Below are 21,105 nucleotides of genomic sequence, written 5' to 3'. Positions count from 1 at the left end.
GCACCACCGATTCGATCACTGAGCAAAACTTGTAAAATCTTGTGGTCTTTCATCGAGAAACGCCTCGGTTGAATTTAGTCATATCTACGACCTTTTCCGTATGGTAAATATAAAAGAGACTAATAATATTAAAATACTAGACTGGCCGACTATCAGCGCAATTGCACCTCCAGAAGCTCCAAGGAAAGGAACGAGAATCGCGACGGAAGTAAGCTGAAGTAGCACGGAGAAGATAATGACCTTAGCAACAGTTCGCTCGTGATGAAGCGCCTGCAGCGAGGTAGAAATTGGTTGATTCAATATTCCAGCGATCGACGCAATGGCCAGAATCCGGAGCACACTACCCGCCTGGTCATATGTTTCACCCAGCAGCATAGCTACGATCTGGTCGGCAAATGAAATCACGAAAAAGCAACCAGCGATGCCGATCATTAGGAGCACGAGACTCTTCCGGACGGCGCCAAATGCTCCACGAAGATCGCTCTGCTGAGCGATGAAGGGAACAGCAGCGACCGAGAAGGCGGTTGCAAAGAGTCCTAACGGCTGTGTCCAGCGGCTTACCGCTCCGTACACGGCCGCGGTGGCCGGTCCCCCAACCGCACCCATGATTGGTAGGTCCAGGCTCTGAGCCGAAACCGCAAGTGACGCCAGACCGAAACCACCAGCCCGCTTCCAGGGTTTAGCTCGGTGCGGCCAGACCCCTTGCGTCCGTCCGCCGCGGCTCGTCAAACACCAAGCTAAACATGCACTTGTTATAGACCCGGCGATTAGGGATGCCAGTAGACAATTGACGGAGCCAATCTCCAAGGCGAAAAGGGAGCCGAAGACGATAAGCGCGACGAGCCGATCCACGAGAGCGATGCAGGCGACGAGGGTTCCACGCTTGAGAGCCCTGAGAGGGACCTGGAACGCTTGGGATGCAGCGAGAGCGCATGCAAGCAATCCTGCTGCCCAGAGTGGCTTCGGGGAATCTGCCAGTATCAGAGTAGATGACCACAACGCGCTGGCGCTTGTGATCAGGAAGATTTTCATCTGACTTCTCATACGGACCTCGGCGAGCGTCATTCTGTTCGAAGCGAGCCCCCGTACCCACATCGTATTACTACCGAAATCACCGATACCCGCACCAGCGATAGCTAGAGCAATGGTCACAGTCGCGATACCGAATTCGGAAGGCACCGAAGTCCGAGCGGTTACGACATAAAGTGCGGCCACCAGGACTTGCCCGAGTATATTGGCCAACGCGAGAGCTAAACCCTGTCGAGCGAGGCTAGCGTCTTTCAAGGTACGGCTTTCATGATTGATTCGAGCATAATCAGCTCCGCTATGCTCACTGGCAACTACCCACAAGGAAGAACTTTCCCACCAGTTCCTTTAGGGTAAATCGATGAGCTACAAGAAAGCCCTTCAGCGTAAGGTCCCCGTTCGACCCCTCCGACCAAGAGCCGGGGCTGCGCGCTAACTTCAAGTCTGAGGATTTGATTCCAAAAGTGTTCAATTTTTCACGCATCTTGACCTAAATCTAGGAATCATTTACGGAGGGATAGAAACCGAGCGGATACAGCATCTGGAACACCTCCAGTGCGTGAAGATCGAGCCGGTAGCGAGTCAGTAGCTAAACGCGAGGCTCATTGCTCAACATCTTCGTCAAGCCGTCACCGAGCGGCCTAACCAGAGCCAAGGGCGGCGCCTCACGTGTCTTCATCATACGTAGTCCTTCGGCTATGGATTGTTCATTGAGACGAACCCACTGAGCACCCGGAACAGAAGAAGTATCTTTTCGTAAAGAACTAGCCCCGGCAGCAAGAATGTATGTTCCGAGAACAGAGGCTTTCCCTAAAATCCCACTAGAACCTTCATTTGAATGCGCAAGAACCACACAGCGCAGGCCTGCGATGAATGCATCCATTTCTACGTCATCCAGCAGGCGGTCAAGCACGAGCACGCGTACGTTCTGCGCGGTAAGCCGCTCTATGCACTGTCTGAGCTGATCATCGTCAACTGTGCTGTCGATCTTCCCGGCAAGTAGAAAAGCGTCATTCTCACCGAGAACTGTCTGCGCGGCAGAAAGGACCATGAGTGGATTCTTTCGTGCGCTGATTGCCCCAACCACCCCGAACCAGTTTCGGCCGTCATCTAAACCAAACTTTTCCGCAACTGCGGCGTGTTCCTCTGACGAACCACTGATGACGATCGGATCACGAATTTGCCATCGGCGAACGAAACCGACAGAATGACTCACTAAAGTGAACACCCGGATTCGTTTCCGGCGACGAGCAAGCAGGATCGTGAATCTTTTGGCAAATGTTCTTAGCATAGGAAGGTGCCTAAGCGCACCTTTCTGACTGGCCGGTCGCATGATCAGAAGAGCCAAATACCCGACTCGCCATCCTCGTAGCGCTGCAATTGACCGGAATGAATCTCCTTCGGGTACTAGCGTTTGGTCAGCACCCAATTTGGCGGCTAGTTTCTCGAGGCTTGCCAAGCTGAACTCGTCTTGAACGATAATTCGCACCGATTCTCGAATAGGAGCCAAGTGCAGAATGAACTCCTCCGATAAAAGAGCTGGCGCAGTCAAAGCGATTGATACTTGACCACCCTCTATCAGCCCTGCTTGAGCGAGAATCTTCACATACATCAACCGATGACCGGAGAACAATCGCTGAGCGATTAAAGTCGAATTGGCCGAGACACCCGTCAGGGTGGCCATTATGATTCTCCATGAAGTGGTTTGTCGGGGTCATGCGTCGCAGTCCTGGCATCGAGTAGTTGTGTGTGTCGGAGTTCAAGTTCTTGATTCGTGAACCGCCTACGAATCATGGTCGCAGGGTTTCCTCCGACAATCGTCAGTGCTTCAACGTCCTTCGTTACGACAGCCCCGGCCGCGACAATCGCACCGTCTCCGATGTGCACGCCACTAAGGATTACCGCCGAGGCGCCGATCCACACGTCCCTCCCGATTCTGACGGCGTCGGCGGCTGTCGGTTCGCGATCGCCGATCCAAGTCGAATAAATGATGGGCGTGCCAACTTTATCAGTAGCGTGATCATGTTTGCCAACGATTTGTACATTCATTCCGATCACAGTCCAACTTCCAATCGTCCCATTAACTTGAATCACGGAGTCGGGCCCAATTGATACTTCGTCACCGATGACGAGTCCGTGGGCAGACCCCACGCGCGTTCGCATCCCAACTCGGAGATGGCGCCCGTAACTCACCGAACCGTGAACTGCTAATTGCCGCAACACCGAGCGGCCCAAACGCGCGATTGGCTTCGGTAACCGGGTACGCATAACTTCATTCGATGTCATCGTCGTCCTCGTGCACAAATAGTCGAGCCCCTCAATCAACCCTTCAGCCATGGCCTCTGCGGAATAGAAACGCTTAACATGTTCGACCAAATGATTCAGAGGCAGCTGGCTTCGCATGTTATACAAAGAGAGTAGAGCATCTGCCATCGACGCTGCGTCGTCTGAGGTGAAAAAAACTACCCCACCGGTATTCTTCAGCTCGATCTCTGGTGAATGTGGTTCATTGTCTGCAATCACCATAGGCACTCCAAAGCCTAAACTCTGCGTTAAACCGAGGCCTGCAAACCCCGGCGACACCGATGCGAAGGATTCGCTGTATAACGCCTGCAACTCCTCGACGTCATCGATCCATCCGTGAAACCGCACCCGCTCAGATATGCCTAGCTCGCGACTCATCGCCCTCAGTGGTTCTTTCAAAGAACCACTTCCTACGATTGCCAGTTCAACATCTACCTCCCGTCGAATCATCTCGGCGAGTGCATGCAGCATCAGGTAGGGCTTCTTCGATACCTCAAGGCGACCTACGTATATGAAGCCACTTCGTCGACTAACTTCACCAGATGAAAGGCTTTCGATGTCATCGCGTCGGTATATCGCGTTGGGTGCAACGAAAACTGGCTGCGCCGGAAGATCAATGAGGGCTTTTTCACGGTCCTCATACGTGTAGGAGATCGTTCCCATCGCTAATCGACGCATCAATCGGCGAAGTGCGGCTGTCCTCGACCTACCTCCAGCCTGTGGATGGATATGACCCCACACAAGAGTCGGCTTACCCGTCGCCCTCCGGACCGCTAATAGAGCCCAAGCGCTCAGACTGCGAGGATTGAGATCAACCACTAGCCGACCCGCGCTGAGCGAGGCGCCCAGCCCTCCGACCTGCACGAATACACCCTTCACCCGCACCATCGCAACAGACCTCGCCCACTGCGGCGGCAGACCACTTCGAACGGTTTGGTCGAGGTGAGCTTCGCTCACGAATAGTTGGAGGCGATCTCCGTAATGAGCGCGAAGTAGACGGACGCATTCGGTCCTGTACTTCGGAAGGACTGCCAGATGGAAGACGACATTGTCGATCATCCCGCTCTCCAACGCAGGCTGCGTGCCAGACACACGCATCATGCTGTGAAGCGCTTGCGGGTCACCTCAGGCGTACGAAGCCCAAGTACAGAATTCTCGGCAACCGTCATGTTCGGCGGTACGACGGTGTTCGGCGAAACAACAGACGATCTGCCAACCGTCGAACCGCCAAGGACCATGGCACGCGTCGCAATCCAAGCGCCGTCAGCGATAACGACGGGCCGCGTGATTAGAGCCATGTCTGCCGATAGAGCGTGACTCCCCGTGGTGATAAACACTTCCTGCGAGATCACGACGTCGGATCCGATCGAAACCTGATCTTGATTATGAATCCAAGCACCCTCGCCGATCCACGATCGGTCGCCGATGGAGAGCTTCCAGGGCAGCTTGAAGCGAGTCCTCGGTCGGATCAGCACGCTTTCTCCCATTTTGGCGCCGAACGCCCGGAGAGCTGCAACTCTCAATCGAGAGCTGATCTGCCACGGGTTGTAGATGATAAGGAGCTCCACTGCCGACCAGGCGTAGACAACGATCGGCGATTTTCCCCAAGCCTGCCGTTCACCCGGCGCGTGGGCGAGGTTGATCACGCGAGCCATCTCCTGCCGTGCTTCCTCGTTGATGGATATGTTCATTGAGACCTCCATGAGGGTGAAGTCGTTTCGGCTGCTGCTTCGACGTCTCGCCTAGTGTGGCACCCGTGACTTCATCCCCAGTGCACGTGACGATTGCCGGTCTTCATTATTCGCCGGAGAAGACCGGCAACGCGCCCTACACCACTGGACTTGCCGAGGGGCTGCTTAGCAGAGGTGGCCTGCCCGCGGTGCTCACCGGCATGCCCCATTATCCGGAGTGGAAGCGGCGCGAGGGTTACGGTGGCTGGCGTTCGACCGAGACCATCGACGGTGTCCCCGTCACCCGCCTGAACCATTTCGTCCCCTCCAAGCCACGCGGCCTGGCCCGCCTCTGGATGGAGGTTTCGTTCGGCCTCCGTGTAGCCACCACCAACTGGGGGTCACCCAGCGCCGTCGTGCTCGTCAGCCCGGCGCTCTTCTCCACCGGAATCGCGCTCCTGCGGGCTCGTTTGCTTCGCCAGAAAGCCCCCATCGTCATTTGGGTGCAGGATCTCTACAGCCTCGGCATGACGGAGACGGGTGCCTCCGGATCCACGGGTGCCAAGCTCATGACCTGGATCGAATCACGGATCCTCCGGTCGGCGGACGGCGTCGTCGTCATCCACGACCGCTTCCTGAGCTATGTCACCTCGCGGTTGGGGGTGGACCCGAGCCGCGTCGAGGTCATTCGGAACTGGACCCACCTCAAGCCGTTCCACCTCGAGGATCGCACCGCTTCCCGAAGCTCGTTCGGGTGGCAGCCGAAGGACATCGTGGTGGTCCACGCCGGCAACATGGGAGCTAAACAGGGCCTCGACAACGTGGTGGAGGCTGCCCGGCTGGCTGATGCTCGAGGCAGCGAAGTGCGCTTCATCCTCCTCGGCGACGGTAATCAGCGGCAGCGGCTCGAGGAGCTGGCAGCGGGCATTCGGCGGATTGAGTTCGTTGACTCGCTTCCGGGCACCCGGTTCCAGGAAGCGCTGGCAGCAGCGGACGTGCTGCTCGTCAATGAGCTTCCTGGCGTGAAGGAGATGTCCGTTCCCAGCAAACTGACGTCGTACTTCAGCTCGGGTGTGCCCGTTCTCGCGGCGACGGACAGCGGAAGCGTCACCGCAGAGGAGGTCACCACTGCCGAGGCGGGGCTCCGCGTCGATGCAGGACGCCCCGCAGCGCTCCTCGACGGAGCCGAACTACTCGCTGCTGATCCCGCTCTGCGACAACGTCTGTCCGAGAATGGGCGCCACTTCATGGTGACGACACTGTCGGAAGACGCGGCAGTAGCCCACTATGCTCGGTACCTCACGCACCTCGCCGCCGGTTCTCGCCCGGATCGCACGGCCCATCACTCTGGGGAACATCATGCCTAAGCGCGCTCTCATCACCGGCATCACGGGCCAGGACGGCTCCTACCTCGCCGAACTGCTGCTGCGGAAGGGCTACGAGGTCCACGGTCTGATCCGCCGGGCGTCCACCTTCAACACCTCGCGGGTGGACCACCTGTACGTGGACCCGCACGACCCCACCGCGAAACTGTTCCTTCACTACGGCGACCTCAGCGACGGCTCCCGCCTCGTCACGCTGCTCGCGGACATCCGCCCCGATGAGGTCTACAACCTCGCCGCGCAGTCCCATGTGCGGGTGTCCTTCGACGAGCCCGAGCACACTGCGGACACCACGGGCATGGGCACCGTCCGTCTCCTGGAGGCTGTCCGGCTGGCCGGCATCGAGACGAAGTTCTACCAGGCATCCTCGTCCGAGATGTTCGGCGCCACTCCCCCGCCGCAGAACGAGGACACCCCGTTCTACCCACGTTCCCCCTACGGCGCCGCGAAGGTCTACAGCTACTGGATCACGAAGAACTACCGCGAGGCCTACGGCATGTACGCGGTGAACGGCATCCTGTTCAATCACGAATCACCCCGCCGCGGCGAGACCTTCGTGACCCGCAAGATCACGCGCGCCGTGGCTGCTATCAAGGCCGGCCAGCAGCAGCACCTGTACATGGGCAACCTGGACGCCGTGCGTGACTGGGGCTATGCGGCCGAGTACGTGGAGGGCATGTGGCGCATGCTGCAGGCCGACGAGCCCGATGACTTCGTGCTGGCAACCGGTGGCAACTACACGGTGCGGGACTTCCTGCAGATCTCCTTCGAGCACGCCGGCCTCAACTGGGAGGAGCACGTCAAGTTCGACGAGCGGTACCTCCGCCCCACCGAGGTGGATGCCCTGGTGGGTGACGCCTCGAAGGCGGCGGCGAAGCTCGGCTGGAAGGCCACCATCCACACGCCGGACCTCGCACGCCTCATGGTCGACGCCGACATCGAAGCCCTGAAGCACGCGGGCCGCCAGTGGATCGACACCGTGGATCTCGACTGCTGGAAGGCCTGAGATGACCGACTTCACGCCCGGCGTCCTCGATCGCGACGCCGCGTTCTACGTAGCGGGCCACCGCGGCCTCGTGGGCTCCGCGATCTGGCGCACGCTCGAGGCCGAGGGATTCACGAACCTCCACGGTCAGTCCTCCACCGAGCTGGACCTCAAGAACCGCGAAGCCGTGTTCGCCTACATCGGCGCCGTGCGGCCCCGGTACCTGGTACTCGCCGCTGCGAAGGTGGGCGGCATCATGGCGAACAACACCTACCCGGTGGATTTCCTCACGGAGAACCTGCAGATCCAGGTCAACGTGCTCGACGCCGCGCGCGAGTACGGGGTGGAGCGTGTGCTCTTCCTCGGCTCCTCCTGCATCTACCCGAAGCTCGCCGAGCAGCCCATCCGCGAGGACTCCCTGCTCACCGGGCACCTGGAGCCGACCAACGACGCCTACGCGATCGCGAAGATCGCGGGCATCATGCACATCCAGGCCGTCCGCCGGCAGTACGGACTCCCCTGGATCTCGGCGATGCCCACCAACCTCTATGGGCCCGGAGACAACTTCTCGCCGGAGGGCTCCCATGTGCTGCCCGCGCTCATCCGCCGCTACGACGAGGCGGTGCGTGACGGCGTGGGGACCGTGACCAACTGGGGCACCGGCTCACCGCGCCGCGAATTCCTGCACGTGGACGACATGGCGGCCGCCTGCCTCCACCTGATGGAGCACTACGACGGACCCGAGCAGGTCAACGTGGGCACCGGCAGTGACGTGACCATCAAGGAGCTCGCGGGCCTCGTGGCCGGCGCCGTCGGGTATCAGGGCGTCATGGAATGGGACACCACCAAGCCGGACGGCACACCCCAGAAGCTGCTGGACGTGTCCAAGCTCGCCGACGCGGGGTGGACGGCGTCGATCAGCCTTGAGGACGGCATCCGCCACACGGTGGAGTGGTACCGGACACACCGCGCCGCACTGCGCGGCTAGACTCTGCTCGAACCCTCGGGTACACCAGGAGCGGCAGGAGCTGACTCCCTTGCTAGCGGTCTCATGGGCACAGCCCAGCAAAGCATTCAGAGAGGTCTCCTGTGGAGCTCAGCGACTACCTTCGGATTCTGCGGCGTAACTGGCTGCTGATCACCGTCTGTGCCCTCGTGGGCCTGCTCGTGGGAGCGGTCGCATCCTTCGCTGTGCGCCCCACGTACACCGCGCAGACCAAACTGTTCGTGGCCACGCAGAATTCGGGCAGCGTGCAGGAGCTCCAGCAGGGCAACACCTTCACCCAGGCCCGCGTGCAGTCCTACGTGGAGACGGTCACCGAGCCGATCGTCCTGCAACCAGTGGTGGACGCCCTCGGTCTCGATCTGACGCCGCGCGATCTGGCGTCGCAGGTGACCGCCACCGCAGACCTCAACACCGTGATCATCACCATCTCCGTCGATGACACCTCCCCGGTCCAGGCCGCTGCGATAGCCCAGGCGACGGCGGACAGCCTCGTGCAGTCCGTGGACGGACTGGAGAGCACGGAGGAGGGTGGCGGATCCCCCGTCAACCTCACCGTGATCACCCCTGCCTCCGCACCCTCGGACCCCTCGGCTCCGAACACGAGGCTGAACCTGGCACTCGGGCTCCTCGTGGGCCTCGCCCTCGGAGTCGGCGCCGCCGTGCTCCGCACCACCCTGGACACCCGCGTGCGTGGCGAGTCTGATCTTCGCCGCATCAGCGAAGCGCCCGTGCTCGGCGGCATCACGTTCGACGTCGACGCCACCAAGAAGCCACTGCTCACCCAGGTGCCGGGGCAGAGCCCCCGCGCCGAGTCCTTCCGGCAGATCCGCACCAACCTGCAGTTCGCCCACGTGAGCCACAAGTCGAAAGCCGTGCTCGTCACGTCGTCGCTCCCCGGTGAGGGCAAGAGCACCACGGCCACGAACCTTGCCATCGCGATAGCCCAGGGTGGCCAGTCCGTGGTGCTCGTGGATGCCGACCTCCGCCGCCCCCGCGTGGACGAGTACCTCGGGCTCGAGCGCAACGCCGGCCTCACCACCGCGCTGATCGGCCGTGCCGACGTCGAGGACCTGCTCCAGCCCTGGGGCACGGACGAGCTGTACGTCCTGACGGCCGGGCAGATCCCCCCGAACCCGAGCGAACTGCTGGGCTCTGATGCCATGAAGCAGCTCATCACGCGCCTCGAGAACAAGTTCGACGCCGTGATCATCGACGCCCCTCCCCTGCTCCCGGTCACCGATGCCGCCGTCCTCTCGCAGCAGGTCGGTGGCGTGGTGCTGGTCATCGGTTCCTCCAAGGTTAAGCTGCCGGACCTCCAGAAGTCCCTCGGCAACCTCGAGATGGTGGACGCCGATCTCCTCGGCGTGGTGATCAACCTGCTGCCGTCCAAGGGCCCGGACGCCTACTCCTACACGTACTACTCCTACGACTCCGTGAAGGAGCCGGAGCTGCATGCCGGCTCCGGGGACAACCGCCTGCACACCACGGAGGACGACGCCCCGCCCCGCCGCAGCGGCGCCGTGGCCGTGGACGCCTTCGACGAGGCGGTGCTCGGCCTCCGGCGTGGACAGCCGGCTCGCCGCGACCGCACGAGCTGACAGGACCCGGACGCATGTCACCGACGGGTGGCGCCGAGGTGCAGCACCGTCCGGCCGGCCATCAGCAGCCAGGCACCAGCTGGATGGTGCGCTACCCGCGGCGGCTCGCGATCATCGACGCCCTCGTGATCCTGTGGGCCACCTCCGGCGCACTGCTCATCCGCTTCGGGTTGCAGGACGACACCCGGGCCGATTCCATCACCATCTACGCCTGGATCACCGCGGCCATCAGCATCACCTGGTGGGTGATGCTCTCTGCCTGGGACACCCGCAACCCACGCGTGCTCGGCTCCGGCCCCGAGGAGTACAAGCGGGTCTTCTCGGCCTCGCTGTGGCTCTTCGGCATCATCGCGATCCTCTCCTACGCGCTCCAGTACGACACCGCGCGCGGGTACGTGGGGCTGGCACTGCCCTCCGGCGTCGTGGGCCTCCTCCTTGCCCGCTGGATGACGCGCCAGTTCCTCAGCACCGAACGCAAGCATGGCCTCAGCACCTCGCGGATCCTCCTCGTGGGCGGACGGGACGCCGTGGACCACCTCGCCACGTCACTGCGGAAGAACCCGATGGCCGGCTACTCTCCCGTGGCCGCCTACGTGATCGACGACGAGGACCGTGCCCTCCGTGCCAACCGGGATCTGCGGATCATCGGGTCCACGCCGGACGTCGAGTCCATCCTCGAGGCGCTCGAGGACTGCCTCGCCGATTCGATCGCCGTCTCAGCCGGCTCCAACCTGCACCCCGACGTCCTCCGCCGGCTCGGCTGGGCGCTCGCCGAGCGTGAGGTGCGCCTGATCCTCGCACCGGCCCTCACCGACGTCGCCGGCCCCCGCATCCACACCCAGCCGGTCGCCGGCTTGCCGCTCGTGCACGTCTCGACGCCGCGCCTCACCGGCGGCGCGCGGGTGCTCAAGCGCCTGTTCGACATCGTCGGCAGCGCCGCGCTGATCGTGGTCTTCTCCCCCGTGCTGCTGGTGGTCGCGCTGCTGGTGCGCGCCTCCGGCCCCGGTTCCGTGCTCTACACGCAGGAGCGGATCGGGGTGGGCGGCGCCACCTTCAGCATGTTCAAGTTCCGCTCCATGAACCAGGACGCCGACGCGCAGCTCGCCGGCCTGCTCGACGCCCAGGGCCGCTCCGACACTCCGCTGTTCAAGGTCACCGACGACCCCCGCATCACCCCCGTGGGCCGCCACCTCCGCAAGTACTCCCTCGACGAACTGCCGCAGCTGTTCAACGTGCTCCGCGGCAGCATGAGCCTCGTGGGCCCCCGCCCGCAGCGTGCGGGCGAAGTGGCACTGTACGACGACGCCGCGCACCGCCGCCTCTACGTGAGCCCCGGGATGAGCGGGTTGTGGCAGGTCAGCGGCAGGTCGAACCTCTCCTGGGAGGAGTCCATACAGCTGGACCTCTACTATGTTGAGAACTGGTCGCTCATGCAGGACGTCATCATCCTGTTCAAGACCTTCCGAGCCGTCTTCGCCTCGCGTGGTGCTGTCTGACCGCCTGGGAAACACGCGGTGATCAGCGAGACAACAGGGGTACGTGGGTGGCACGCAGGACCAGCAAGGGCCGTCGGTTCACGGAGGGCAGCGCCTACTACTTCGGGAACGACGGCGGCGAACGCCGCACGGGGTCCCGTACGAAGCGACGGTTCGCCCGGCTGGCGCTCGCCGTGGGGGTCCTCGCCCTCGTGGGCGTGCTGTGCACCGCGTGGCTCGCCTACCGCGCCGATCAGGTGCGGACCAACCTGCAGGCAACCGCCGACGTCCTGCCCCGGCTCCAGGCCGAACTCCAGGCGGGTGACGGTGACGCCGCCCAGGAGACCCTCGCCACGCTGCAGAACCACACCGCGACGGCGCGGACCGCCGGCACCGATCCGCTCTGGAAGGCCGCGGCGATCCTCCCCGTCATCGGCCCCAACTTCTCGGCCATCACCGAGGTGACGGTCTCCGCGGACGACGTCATCAACCGCGCCGTGGCCCCGATGCTCAACACCTTCGACTCGCTCGACTGGGACAGCCTCACGCCCACTGACGGCCGGATCGACGTGGCGCCGCTGCAGGAGGTCTCGCCCCTGCTGACCTCCGCCGCCTCCACAGTGCAACTCAGTTACGAACGCCTCGCGGACATCGACCGCGACCGGCTCCTCCCGCAGGTGGCCACGCCCCTGGAGGAAGCGCTGGTCACCATGGACGAGGCACGGACCGCTCTCAACAGCGCCTCCTCGGCCGCGCAGATCCTGCCGCCGATGATGGGCGCCGAAGGCCCCCGGACCTACCTGGTGCTCATCCAGAACAGCGCGGAGATCAGGGCCACCGGCGGTATCTCCGGCGCCTTCGCGCTCATCAGGACCGACGCCGGCGCGATCGAGCTCATCGGTCAGGGCAGCCCGGGCGATCTGGGGCGCTTCGACCCGCCGCTGGACGTGGACCCGCAGCAGGAGCAGATCTACTCGACCCGCCTGGGCGGGTTCTTCCAGAGCGCCAACCTCACACCGGACTTCCCCACGGTGGCGCAGACCACCAAGCGCATGTACGAGGAGCGGAACCCGGGCACGGCGATCGACGGCGTGATGGCCCTCGACCCGGTGGTCCTCGCGAACATCCTCGGCGCCACGGGCCCCATCGAGCTCGGCGCCTTCGAGGACCCGGCCGTCGAGGGGCTGATCGCCCAGGCCGGCCTGCCCAGTTCCCTGACCTCCGAGAACGTGGTGCGCACCCTCCTCTCCGACACCTACGCGCAGATCGAGGAGCCCAGCCTGCAGGACGCCTACTTCGCAGGCGTGGCCGCGCGGATCTTCTCCGCCCTCGCGGACGGGCAGGGCGAGAGCACGGCGCTCGTGGAAGCGCTCACGCGCAGCAGCGAGGACAACCGCCTGTTCCTGTGGTCCAACGAGTCCCGCGAGCAGGACATCATCCGCGGCACGCGCCTCGGAGGCGCCGTCACGGGAGCCGCGAAGGGCGGGGCCGCGTTCGACGTCTACTTCAACGACGGCACGGGCGCCAAGATGGACTACTACGTCACCCGCACCGTGCAGGTGCTGAAGCCGTGCGCGAGCGGCGAGTACCAGGACTACACCGTGCGGGTGACCTTGACGAACACGGCACCGGCCGACGCCGCCGAGAGCCTCCCGGCCTACGTCACGGGTGCGGGCGCGTTCGGCATTCTACCCGGAGAGGTCCGCACCAACATCGTGGGGTACGGCCCGGCGCAGTCCTCCCTGGGTACTGCCACCGTGGACGGTGCCGAGGTTCCGGTGGGCTCCTTCCTGCACGGCAATCGTCCCGTCGGCGTCCTCACCACGCAGCTCGCTCCCGGTGCGAGCACCACCATCGAGTACCGATTCGCCCGGGTGGTGCAGGCCGACACCCCGGTGCTCTCGGTGACGCCCACCATCCAGCCCGTTGCCGACGTGGTACTACCCATGACGGAAGAATCCGAGTGCGAATAACTGGCGCATAACCTGCGCTGAAACTGCGTTCCCCCGGCCAGACGGCTCCGAATGCGTTAACAATGGGTTACATCAGCGCAGTTCCTCCCATCTCGCTACCCACTTCCGGATTCCCCTGCTACTTTCATAAGCGGTAGCCGAACGCAGACGTTCCGGGCGTACTGGTTAACACCGGTCCGGTTGCCACGAGGGTTCGTTCAGCTGGGGAAAAGCGGGCCGATCTCCCTCTTCGTCACTCACACACTTTTTCGGGAGATAGCTATGCAGAAAACCGTCTCAGTCCTGGCCATCGCCGGGTCCATCGCATTCCTGGGCGCCGGTGCAGCTCAGGCTCAGTACCCCGCCCCGATCGTACCCGGCACCGTGAGCGACAGCTCCGTCACCGCCGGCGAGACCGTCGTGTTCAGCGGCACCGGGTTCACCCCTGGTGAGCAAATCCTCATCACGGTGGACTTCACCGCTGGTGACCCCGCCGCAGCGGGAGCCGGCGCAGGTCGCGTCGGCGCCGTCCGCACCGGTGTGATCGTCCTGAACCAGATCATCGGCACCTACGAGACCACCGCCGCCGCCGACGGCAGCTTCTCCTTCCCCGTCACACTCGAGGAAGAGGGCACCTACACCCTCACCGCGCGCGGCGTCACCTCCGGTACCACCGTCGTCTCGGTGGTCACGGTCGCCGAAGCAGCACAGACCGGCGGAACAACGGGCGGCACCACCGGCGGAACCGCCGGCGGAACCGCGACTGGCACCCGTGGTGGCCTGGCCAACACCGGTATCGACTCGGCCATGTTCCTCTGGGGCGCAGCCGGTATCGGCGCGCTCGGCCTGGGTGCCGGCAGCATCGTGGTAGCCCGTCGCCGTAGCGGCGCCGAGGCGTAGCACTTCCTCGATCACGCATGGAAGCGGACGGGCCCCTCGGGTCCGTCCGCTTCCGCGTTCAGGGCCGTACGCGGTCTTTCGAACCCCCTTCGTGTGGGTAGGGTGGTGACCTTGAGCGAGTACCTGACGCCGGCATCCTCCGGACCGCTGCCGAGCGAGTACACAACTCTCCCCACGTGTTTCCGGGCGTAGTACGCGCGGCAGACTCCGTCCGAGTTACGTCCCAGCGTGTGCGCCGTACTCGTCTTCACCCGCGCCGATACCCGTTCGATGCTCAGCCCCGCACAGCCGCTCCCAACGCGGAAAGAATGGCCTAGAAGACTTTCGGTCTCTCGCGAACCATTACACGTTGGGAAAACTTCATGAAGAGAATTCTGGCCACTACGGCCCTCGCGGGCATGCTCGCCCTGAGCGGCGCCACCGCTGCGTCCGCCTTCGAATACCCCGCGAACCCGGCCCAGACCGGCGTGGACACGGGTACCACCACGCCCGGCGGATCCGTCACCCTCACCGGCTCGGGCATGACGCCGGGTGAAACCGTCACGGTCACCACCACGTGCACTACGGGGAACGGGGCCGCGTCCACCACCTCGGGCACCACCGTGGCCGGCGCGGACGGTTCCTTCTCCTACACCGCCGTCATGACCACGGCCGGTCAGTGCACGCTGACGGCCGTGGGCGCCGGTTCCGGCGCCGCTGCCCCCGCCCAGGTGAGCGTCACCGGTCAGGTCACCACGCAGGCCGTCTCGAGCTCCGGAGCGGGCCTCGCCACCACCGGCGTCGACTCCTCCACCGCCCTGTGGGGCGCCGCCGGCGTGGGCGCCCTGACGCTCGGCACGGCCGCGGTGTTCGTCGCCCGCCGACGCAGCAGCTCCGCCACCTCCTGATCCACACATGGCATGCACAAGGCCCCGGGAACACCACCCGGGGCCTTGTGCATGCAGTGTGGTGACGCCCGGCGATGTTCGGATTCAGCGCAAGGGCCTACGGTCAGCGGCAGAGTAATCGGAATAATCAGGACATAAACGGAATAATCACGACGAAAAGCCCCTCATCTCGTGGTGAGGGGCTTTTCGTTACCGTTACGTGATAGGGCTGAGGGAACCCTGCCGATAAGGTGAGTCTGAGGGTCGGCGGCGGCTGGGGACGAAGTCCTGGTCTCAAGAGAACTCCTACGCCGCCGACCCAGTTCGTGGGCCGTCCATGGTTCGTTCCGGAGCATTCCGCACTGACGCGGTGACGAGCTCCCGGATCACAACCCTGTCCGACAGCTTCAACTCTAGGCTCCCCGCCACTGGTGATCACGAGTAGTCCCGACCCTATTGGCGCGCGGGACTACTCGGGCGGGCTCCTTCAAGTACCTATGTACCGAATGGGCCCTACGTAGCTCTGAGCAACGGCTCCATCTCGGCCGTCAACTCCTCGCGCCGGCTGATGCCGAGCTTCACGTAGATGCGGTACAGGTGACCCTCCACGGTCCGTGTGGACACCGTCAGGGCCCGCGCGATGTCACGGTTCGTGAGCCCTCGCACCGCGAGCAGGGCGATCTCCCGTTCCCGGGCGGTGAGCGGCGTCGCTCCACCTGTATGCGTCGGCTCCGCGACGGTGCCGCCGTCGATCATCGCCCTGCGGCGCCTCACCACGGGCGCGAGCGCACGCTGCGACCGGGCGTCCCCCGCGACGGCGTAGGCCTCCATGGCCCGGGCACAGGCGTCCGCAGCCAGGAGGTACTTCTGGAACACTTCAGCGCGCTCGCCCGCCATCGCCATGGCAGCGGCGTCCTGTTCCACGAGCGCGGTGGCGTACTGGTGCAGCACCGACGCCTCCGCGCCCTCGAGCGAGCGGGTGGCCTCGGCGAGCAACGCGGCGGAACGCTCCGTGCCCAGCGAGGTGGCCAGCTCCAGCACGTCCTTCTCACAACTGAACCATCCGAGGTCGCGCGCTTCCGCCGCGAACAGCAGGAGCGTCTCTCCGGCGTCACCCGTGGCGAGCAGTGCCCGTCCGGCGGTGTCGAACGCCCGGGCCAGGAGCGCGAACTGACGAGGGCCCCGGTGCTCCACCCGTGCGAGTTCCTCCGAACAGCGGGCGGACAGCTCACCATCCCCGAGCGCGGCAGCGGCCCATCCGGTGGTGCCCAGCGCATAGGCGAGCACGCCGTCGGGATCGAAGACCCGCAGGGAGGCGAGCGCGGGGAGCAGTGAGTCGAGACCGCTGCGGAATCGTCCGCGGCGGACGTCGAGTGCTCCGGCCAGCACGGCGAGGCTCCCCCCGACGAAGGCGTAGTCGCGGCCCTCCCCCGGGTCGTAGGTCCTGAGTGCCTCCTCAGCCGCGGGGAAATCGCCGGAGTGGATGAGCAGACCCACCTGCCGGAAGAACACGAGCCGATGCAGGTCCGCTGTGGTCTGCGGGTGGTGCCCGATCACCTCGAGTGCACGCACGCCGTGGGTCCTGCCCTCGGCGCTCCGACCCACTGCTCCGAGCGCCTCGGCGAGCGCCGCCTGCGCCAGCACCTCGACGCGGGGATCGGACGGAGCATCCGCGATGATGCCGCGTGCCGCCACGATCGCCTCACCATAGCGTCCGGCGACGTTCCAGCCGAGGGCCTGGACGCTCCGCCGGAGCAGGTCGGCGCGGGCAGCCGGGCCGTCGTCGTGCGCCGCGAGCGCCGCCGCCCACCGCGCGGTGGTGGAGTCGATCGCCGCGGTGCCCCCACCGGTCGCCAGCGCGAGCCTCAACTCGAGTACCCCAGCGAGGCCGATCAGTTCGGTCTCCCCGACACGCTCCAGCAGGCCCGCGGACGCGGACCGGGACTCCGCCACGCGTTCGAGCTCGAAGAGCGCGACGGCGTGCAGCAGGCGCGCCGCGAGGTGGTCCTGTGCGGTGACGGCGTCCGCGAGGCGAAGCGCCGCCACGCCGTCGAGGAGACTGAGCGCGAGGCCCGCGAGCTCCAGCAGCACCTGGTCCGGCACCGCCTCGCCGCACTCGAGCGCCCAGAGCGCGTGACGGATGCGTGCCCGGGCGGGAAGCGGCCGTGAGGTGGAGCTTGCCGCACCAAGCTCCGCGCGCAGCATGATGCTGCGGCCCACGGGCACCTGGGCCCTGATGATCCTGCCGAACAGGGTGTGCGCGTGCACGGCGTACGCCGTCGCCTGCGGGTAGATCCTGACGAGCCCCCGGCCCAGCAGCGCCGACACGGCCCGCTCAGTCCCGATCCGGACGAGGTCGGCGAAGGCGACCGCTCCACCGAGCGCGAGGAGTTCGAGCACCGTCTGTTCCTGCGCATCGAGCTCCAGCAGGATGGAGCGGACGAGGTCTCGGAGCGCCACGGGGATGCTGAGTTCCTGCGGCGCCAGCACCCAGACACCCTCGGGGCGCGCCAGGCTGCCGTTGGCGAGCGCCTCATCGATGATCGCCTTCAGGAACAACGGATTGCCTGAGGCCTCGTCGCACAGGCGGTCGCTCGCGCCGCGGACCACGGCTCCGCCGAGGATGAGCGTGCAGAGCTCGAGGGCCTCCCCGTGGCCGAGCGGGTTGACGTCGTACCTCTCCAGCAGTCCGTCGCGGCCGAGGGAGACGAGTTCGTCCGAGACGGGCGTGACAGGACGCGCGAACGCCACCACGCTGATGGTCCTCGATGTGACGAGCTGCGCCAGGAGGTGGCTGCTGGCGTCGTCGAGGAGGTGGGCGTCGTCGACGATCACGAGGACGGTGCGGCCGGCCGGTGCCTGCGCACGGAAGAACGCGAGCACTGCGCGCAGCACGGACAGCGGCGAGGCCATGTCCGCGGCCGAGGCGGAGGCCAGGAACGGTCCGAGGGCTCCGTAGGAGATGGTGCTCAGCGCGGAGGCGGAAGTCACGAGGAACGGGACCACGCTGCTGCGGCGGTGCTCGAGCAGGTGGTGGGCCAGCGCCGTCTTGCCGGTTCCCGTGTCCCCGTACACGAGTGCCCCGAAGGCCTCGCCGTGGTGCACGAGGTCGGAGAGATCCGACACCAGTGCACCGCGCCCGACGAGAGGGATGTCGCCGGAGAGTGGGGAGAACATCAGGGCGCGCTCTCCGCGGGGATGAGATCAGCCAACTCGGCCCTGCTGCTCACGTTCAGCTTGGCGTAGACCTGGTAGAGGTGGCCCTCGACCGTCCGGACGGAGACGAACATCTGCGCGGCGATGGCCCGGTTGCTCCTGCCCGCGGCGGCCAGGACGGCCACCTCACGCTCCCGCGCGGTCAGGAGGTCCAGGTGGGACGCAGCGGCTTCGGCGGGCGCCGGCTCCGGCGTCAGCTCACGGAGCCGCCGCTGGATCAGCCGGAGGCTCGCCTTGTCCTGGACCCTCGTGGTGGCGTTGATCCCGGATTGCGCGATGTCCGCGACGAGCCTGAGGTCGTTCATGCGTGCAGCCGCGTCCATCGCTGCCACGAGCTTCTCGACGTCGGACTCCAGGAGGGCCCCCGAGTACAGCTCGAGCGCTCGTGCCATGGCACCCTCGAGCCTTCCCGCCAGGTCACGCAGCGCGGGGACGGCGTCCTGGCGCCCCATGCGGACCGCCGCTCCGAGGCTCAGCAGTGCCCAGGCGTCCGCGCCCTGCTCGAGGTCGCGGCGGGCATGGTCCTGCAGCGCGAGAGCCGCACCCGCGCGGTCTCCCGTGCGGGCCATTGCCAGCAGTCGGTAGTGTTCGGAGGCGCGATGGACCAGCCAGGGGCCGTGATCGGCATCCGCCGGTGTCACCTGGACCGCCGGGTGGTCCGCCGTCCCGGTGAGCGCGGCGCAGTAGGAGAGCACCGACGCCGCGATCGGCAGCACGCTGTGCGGATCGGTGATCCTCAACTGTTCGACCGCGGGGGTCAGCACACCGACCGCCTCGAGCACGTGATCCTGCATGAGCAGCAGCAGTGCGTCCGCCAGGGCCGCGAGGGAACCGCGCTGGAAGGCCCAGAGGGAGGAGGAACCCGCGAAGTCCGCGAGCGCCTGACTTCCCTCGCTGATCCGCCCCGATGCGATGTAGGCGATGCCGGCGCGGACCAGGGCGTCATCGGCGGTGCGATGATCGACGCCCGGCCGCGCGAGGTCACCGGCGAGCGACGCGGCGAGTGTGTCCGCCACCGACTGGCGGTTCATGAAGATGTTCGCCTCGAGCGCGAGGGCTTGCACCGCAACACGCAGTGCGGGTGCGCCGGGATCCTGCAGGGCGCCGTCCACACCGACCTCGTCGAGCAGTTTCAGGCAGTCGTGGAACCTGCCCTGGAAGGAGGCCGTCTCGGCACGGGCGAGGACCACGCGCCGATCGAGGGCGGCGAACTCCGCCGCCCTCGACAGGTCACCTGCGGCCAGCGCGTCCTTCCGCCAGACGGCCAGGCGGCGCTCGGCCTCCGCGAGCGGTTCCGCCGGATCGGCTCCGGGTGCCCCGCCGGAACGGCGCAAACGGGACTCCTGCACCTTGTAGAGCGTCCACGCGCCGGCATCCAGCTGACCCTCGGAGCGGGAGAGCACCGCTGCGTGCTCAGCGGCCTCCCTGATGCGACCGAGCCCGAGGGCCGCGACCAGCGCCTGATGGGCGAGCTGCGGTGAGGCGCCCACGCCGACGCTCTCGAGCAGGTGGGCTGCCCGCTCGTGCTCGCCGTCCCGGTTCAGTGCCTCGAGCGCGGCCACGGCACGCTCCTCGGGCACGGGCTCACCGGCGTGCAGGAGCCACTCGACGTGCCGGGCGGGGTCGGCGTGGAGCCGTTCGCCGGACTCCGGGACACGCTCGATCCGGCGCAGGAGGTCCGCCGCCTCCCGGCGTCCCACCACCTCCGCGACCGCCGCGGCGAGGCCGGGCGTCGCGAGGGAGGCGCGGGGTTCGGACAGGGAGTCGATGACGAGCAGGCCGGCGTCCTGGAGGACGTCGACGTCCTCCGGCCGGGTGCCCTCGGCCAGATCGGCCCACGAGAGCGGCCCTGCGAGAGCGAGCAGGTCCACGACGGAGCGCTGCCCTGCGGTGAGGGTCTGCAGCACGGTCGCATGGGCCACGACGTCCTGGCTCGTACCGGGCCGGCCCGGGAGCAGCACGTGGGCGGCACCTCGCCGCGCGATCAGGCCGCGCTGCGTGTAGGCCTGGATGGCACCGCGCACCGCCTGCGGATTCCCGCCGCCGACGGCCCGGGCGGCGTCGACCACCTCCCGGCTCGCCGGCCCGGCGAGGCGCGACTCGACGAACAGGCGTGTCTCCTCGAAGGACAGCGGGGGAAGTTCGATGCGCCGCAGCGCGGACGTGCGCCAGAGCGCCATGAAGGCGGCGTCGGCCTGCGCGAAGTCCGTCACCGTGAGGATGACGGACGCCGTGCGCCCGGCGACGAGCTGGCCGATGAGCGTGGAGGACGACTCGTCGAGGTGCTCGGCGTTGTCCACCGCGAGGACGATCCGCCGGCCGCCGGCCTCCTCGCGGAGGTACTTGGCGACGGCGTTGACCACGAGGGCCGGGTGCATGCTCGCCGAGGGCACCTCCGAGAGCAGGAAGCTCAGCGCACGGTAGGGGAACGATGCCGCGGACGGCAATCCGCGCACGCGGACGATGTAGCTGTCCGCCAGGGATCGCTGGACGTGGTGGAGGAGGGAGGTCTTCCCGGAACCGGGTGCACCGACCACCACGGCCCCGGCGGCGATGGGGTGACGGACCGCCCGCAGGATCGCCTCGGTCTCAGCGGACCGACCGATGAAGGGCACATGAGTACCCGGCGCCGCCGACCGAGTGAGGCTCGGGGCGGGCGGGGGTGGAGCGGACGGTGCCTTGGGTCGGACGGTGCTGCGAGACCACATCGAGTACCTACTACTTC

The 21,105-nt window shown here is 65.7% G+C and carries 14 protein-coding genes; 8 read left to right on the top strand and 6 right to left on the bottom strand.

The features are described from left to right. Positions 1-84: 84 nt before the first annotated feature. From AC4D16_RS11030 to AC4D16_RS11015, 4 genes are all read right to left on the bottom strand, one after another. The gene (locus tag AC4D16_RS11030) at positions 85-1,215 is read right to left on the bottom strand and encodes an MATE family efflux transporter (RefSeq protein WP_490955022.1); all 1,131 of its coding nucleotides are present in this window, start codon (positions 1,213-1,215) and stop codon (positions 85-87) included. Positions 1,216-1,615: 400 nt separating this feature from the next. Continuing rightward, positions 1,616-2,710, bottom strand: a complete 1,095-nt coding sequence (locus AC4D16_RS11025) for a glycosyltransferase family protein (RefSeq protein WP_490955021.1) — start codon at positions 2,708-2,710, stop codon at positions 1,616-1,618. Further along, entirely contained in the window at positions 2,710-3,993 is a 1,284-nt protein-coding gene (locus AC4D16_RS11020; protein ID WP_490955020.1) for a glycosyltransferase, read from the bottom strand. The genes AC4D16_RS11025 and AC4D16_RS11020 overlap by 1 nt, the downstream gene beginning before the upstream one ends. Before the next feature lie 434 nt (positions 3,994-4,427). Beyond that, entirely contained in the window at positions 4,428-5,021 is a 594-nt protein-coding gene (locus tag AC4D16_RS11015) for an LbetaH domain-containing protein (protein WP_490955019.1), read from the bottom strand. Between the two features lie 65 nt (positions 5,022-5,086). On the opposite strand from AC4D16_RS11015, the gene AC4D16_RS11010 reads away from it, so the two are divergent. The 8 genes from AC4D16_RS11010 to AC4D16_RS10975 all read left to right on the top strand — a co-directional run bounded on the left by AC4D16_RS11010 (position 5,087) and on the right by AC4D16_RS10975 (position 15,185). Then, a complete protein-coding gene (locus AC4D16_RS11010) occupies positions 5,087-6,367 on the top strand; it encodes a glycosyltransferase family 4 protein (RefSeq protein WP_490955018.1) in 1,281 nt (426 codons plus the stop codon). Beyond that, a complete protein-coding gene (gene gmd / locus AC4D16_RS11005; RefSeq protein ID WP_490950198.1) occupies positions 6,360-7,388 on the top strand; it encodes a GDP-mannose 4,6-dehydratase in 1,029 nt (342 codons plus the stop codon). Before AC4D16_RS11010 ends, gmd begins: the two co-directional genes overlap by 8 nt. A gap of 1 nt (position 7,389) precedes the next feature. Continuing rightward, positions 7,390-8,355 carry a GDP-L-fucose synthase family protein gene (locus tag AC4D16_RS11000; protein ID WP_490955017.1) on the top strand — a complete coding sequence of 322 codons (966 nt, stop codon included), beginning with the start codon at positions 7,390-7,392 and terminating at the stop codon, positions 8,353-8,355. A gap of 101 nt (positions 8,356-8,456) precedes the next feature. Then, positions 8,457-9,971, top strand: coding sequence for a tyrosine-protein kinase domain-containing protein (locus tag AC4D16_RS10995; RefSeq protein WP_490955016.1), 1,515 nt, complete (start codon positions 8,457-8,459; stop codon positions 9,969-9,971). Positions 9,972-9,985: 14 nt separating this feature from the next. Then, the gene (locus AC4D16_RS10990) at positions 9,986-11,467 is read left to right on the top strand and encodes a sugar transferase (RefSeq protein WP_490955015.1); all 1,482 of its coding nucleotides are present in this window, start codon (positions 9,986-9,988) and stop codon (positions 11,465-11,467) included. A gap of 47 nt (positions 11,468-11,514) precedes the next feature. Beyond that, positions 11,515-13,419, top strand: coding sequence for a DUF4012 domain-containing protein (locus AC4D16_RS10985; protein WP_490955014.1), 1,905 nt, complete (start codon positions 11,515-11,517; stop codon positions 13,417-13,419). A 261-nt stretch (positions 13,420-13,680) separates the two neighbouring features. After that, positions 13,681-14,298 (top strand): LPXTG cell wall anchor domain-containing protein, encoded by a 618-nt coding sequence (locus AC4D16_RS10980; protein ID WP_490955013.1) that lies wholly within the window; start codon positions 13,681-13,683, stop codon positions 14,296-14,298. Positions 14,299-14,660: 362 nt separating this feature from the next. Continuing rightward, on the top strand, positions 14,661-15,185 hold the full coding sequence (locus AC4D16_RS10975) for an LPXTG cell wall anchor domain-containing protein (protein ID WP_490950204.1): 525 nt from the start codon (positions 14,661-14,663) through the stop codon (positions 15,183-15,185). A 492-nt stretch (positions 15,186-15,677) separates the two neighbouring features. Here the strand turns inward: AC4D16_RS10975 and AC4D16_RS10970 are convergent, their stop codons facing one another. After that, positions 15,678-18,341: a LuxR C-terminal-related transcriptional regulator gene (locus AC4D16_RS10970; RefSeq protein WP_490955012.1), complete on the bottom strand. Its 2,664-nt coding sequence runs from the start codon at positions 18,339-18,341 to the stop codon at positions 15,678-15,680. After that, a complete protein-coding gene (locus AC4D16_RS10965; RefSeq protein ID WP_490955011.1) occupies positions 18,341-20,995 on the bottom strand; it encodes a helix-turn-helix transcriptional regulator in 2,655 nt (884 codons plus the stop codon). The genes AC4D16_RS10970 and AC4D16_RS10965 overlap by 1 nt, the downstream gene beginning before the upstream one ends. Positions 20,996-21,105 lie beyond the last annotated feature (110 nt).

It is taken from the genome of Arthrobacter sp. TJ-236 (assembly GCF_058269235.1).
The sequence above is the reverse complement of the archived record's forward strand: the minus strand, read 5'-3'. Positions and strand labels throughout refer to the sequence as shown.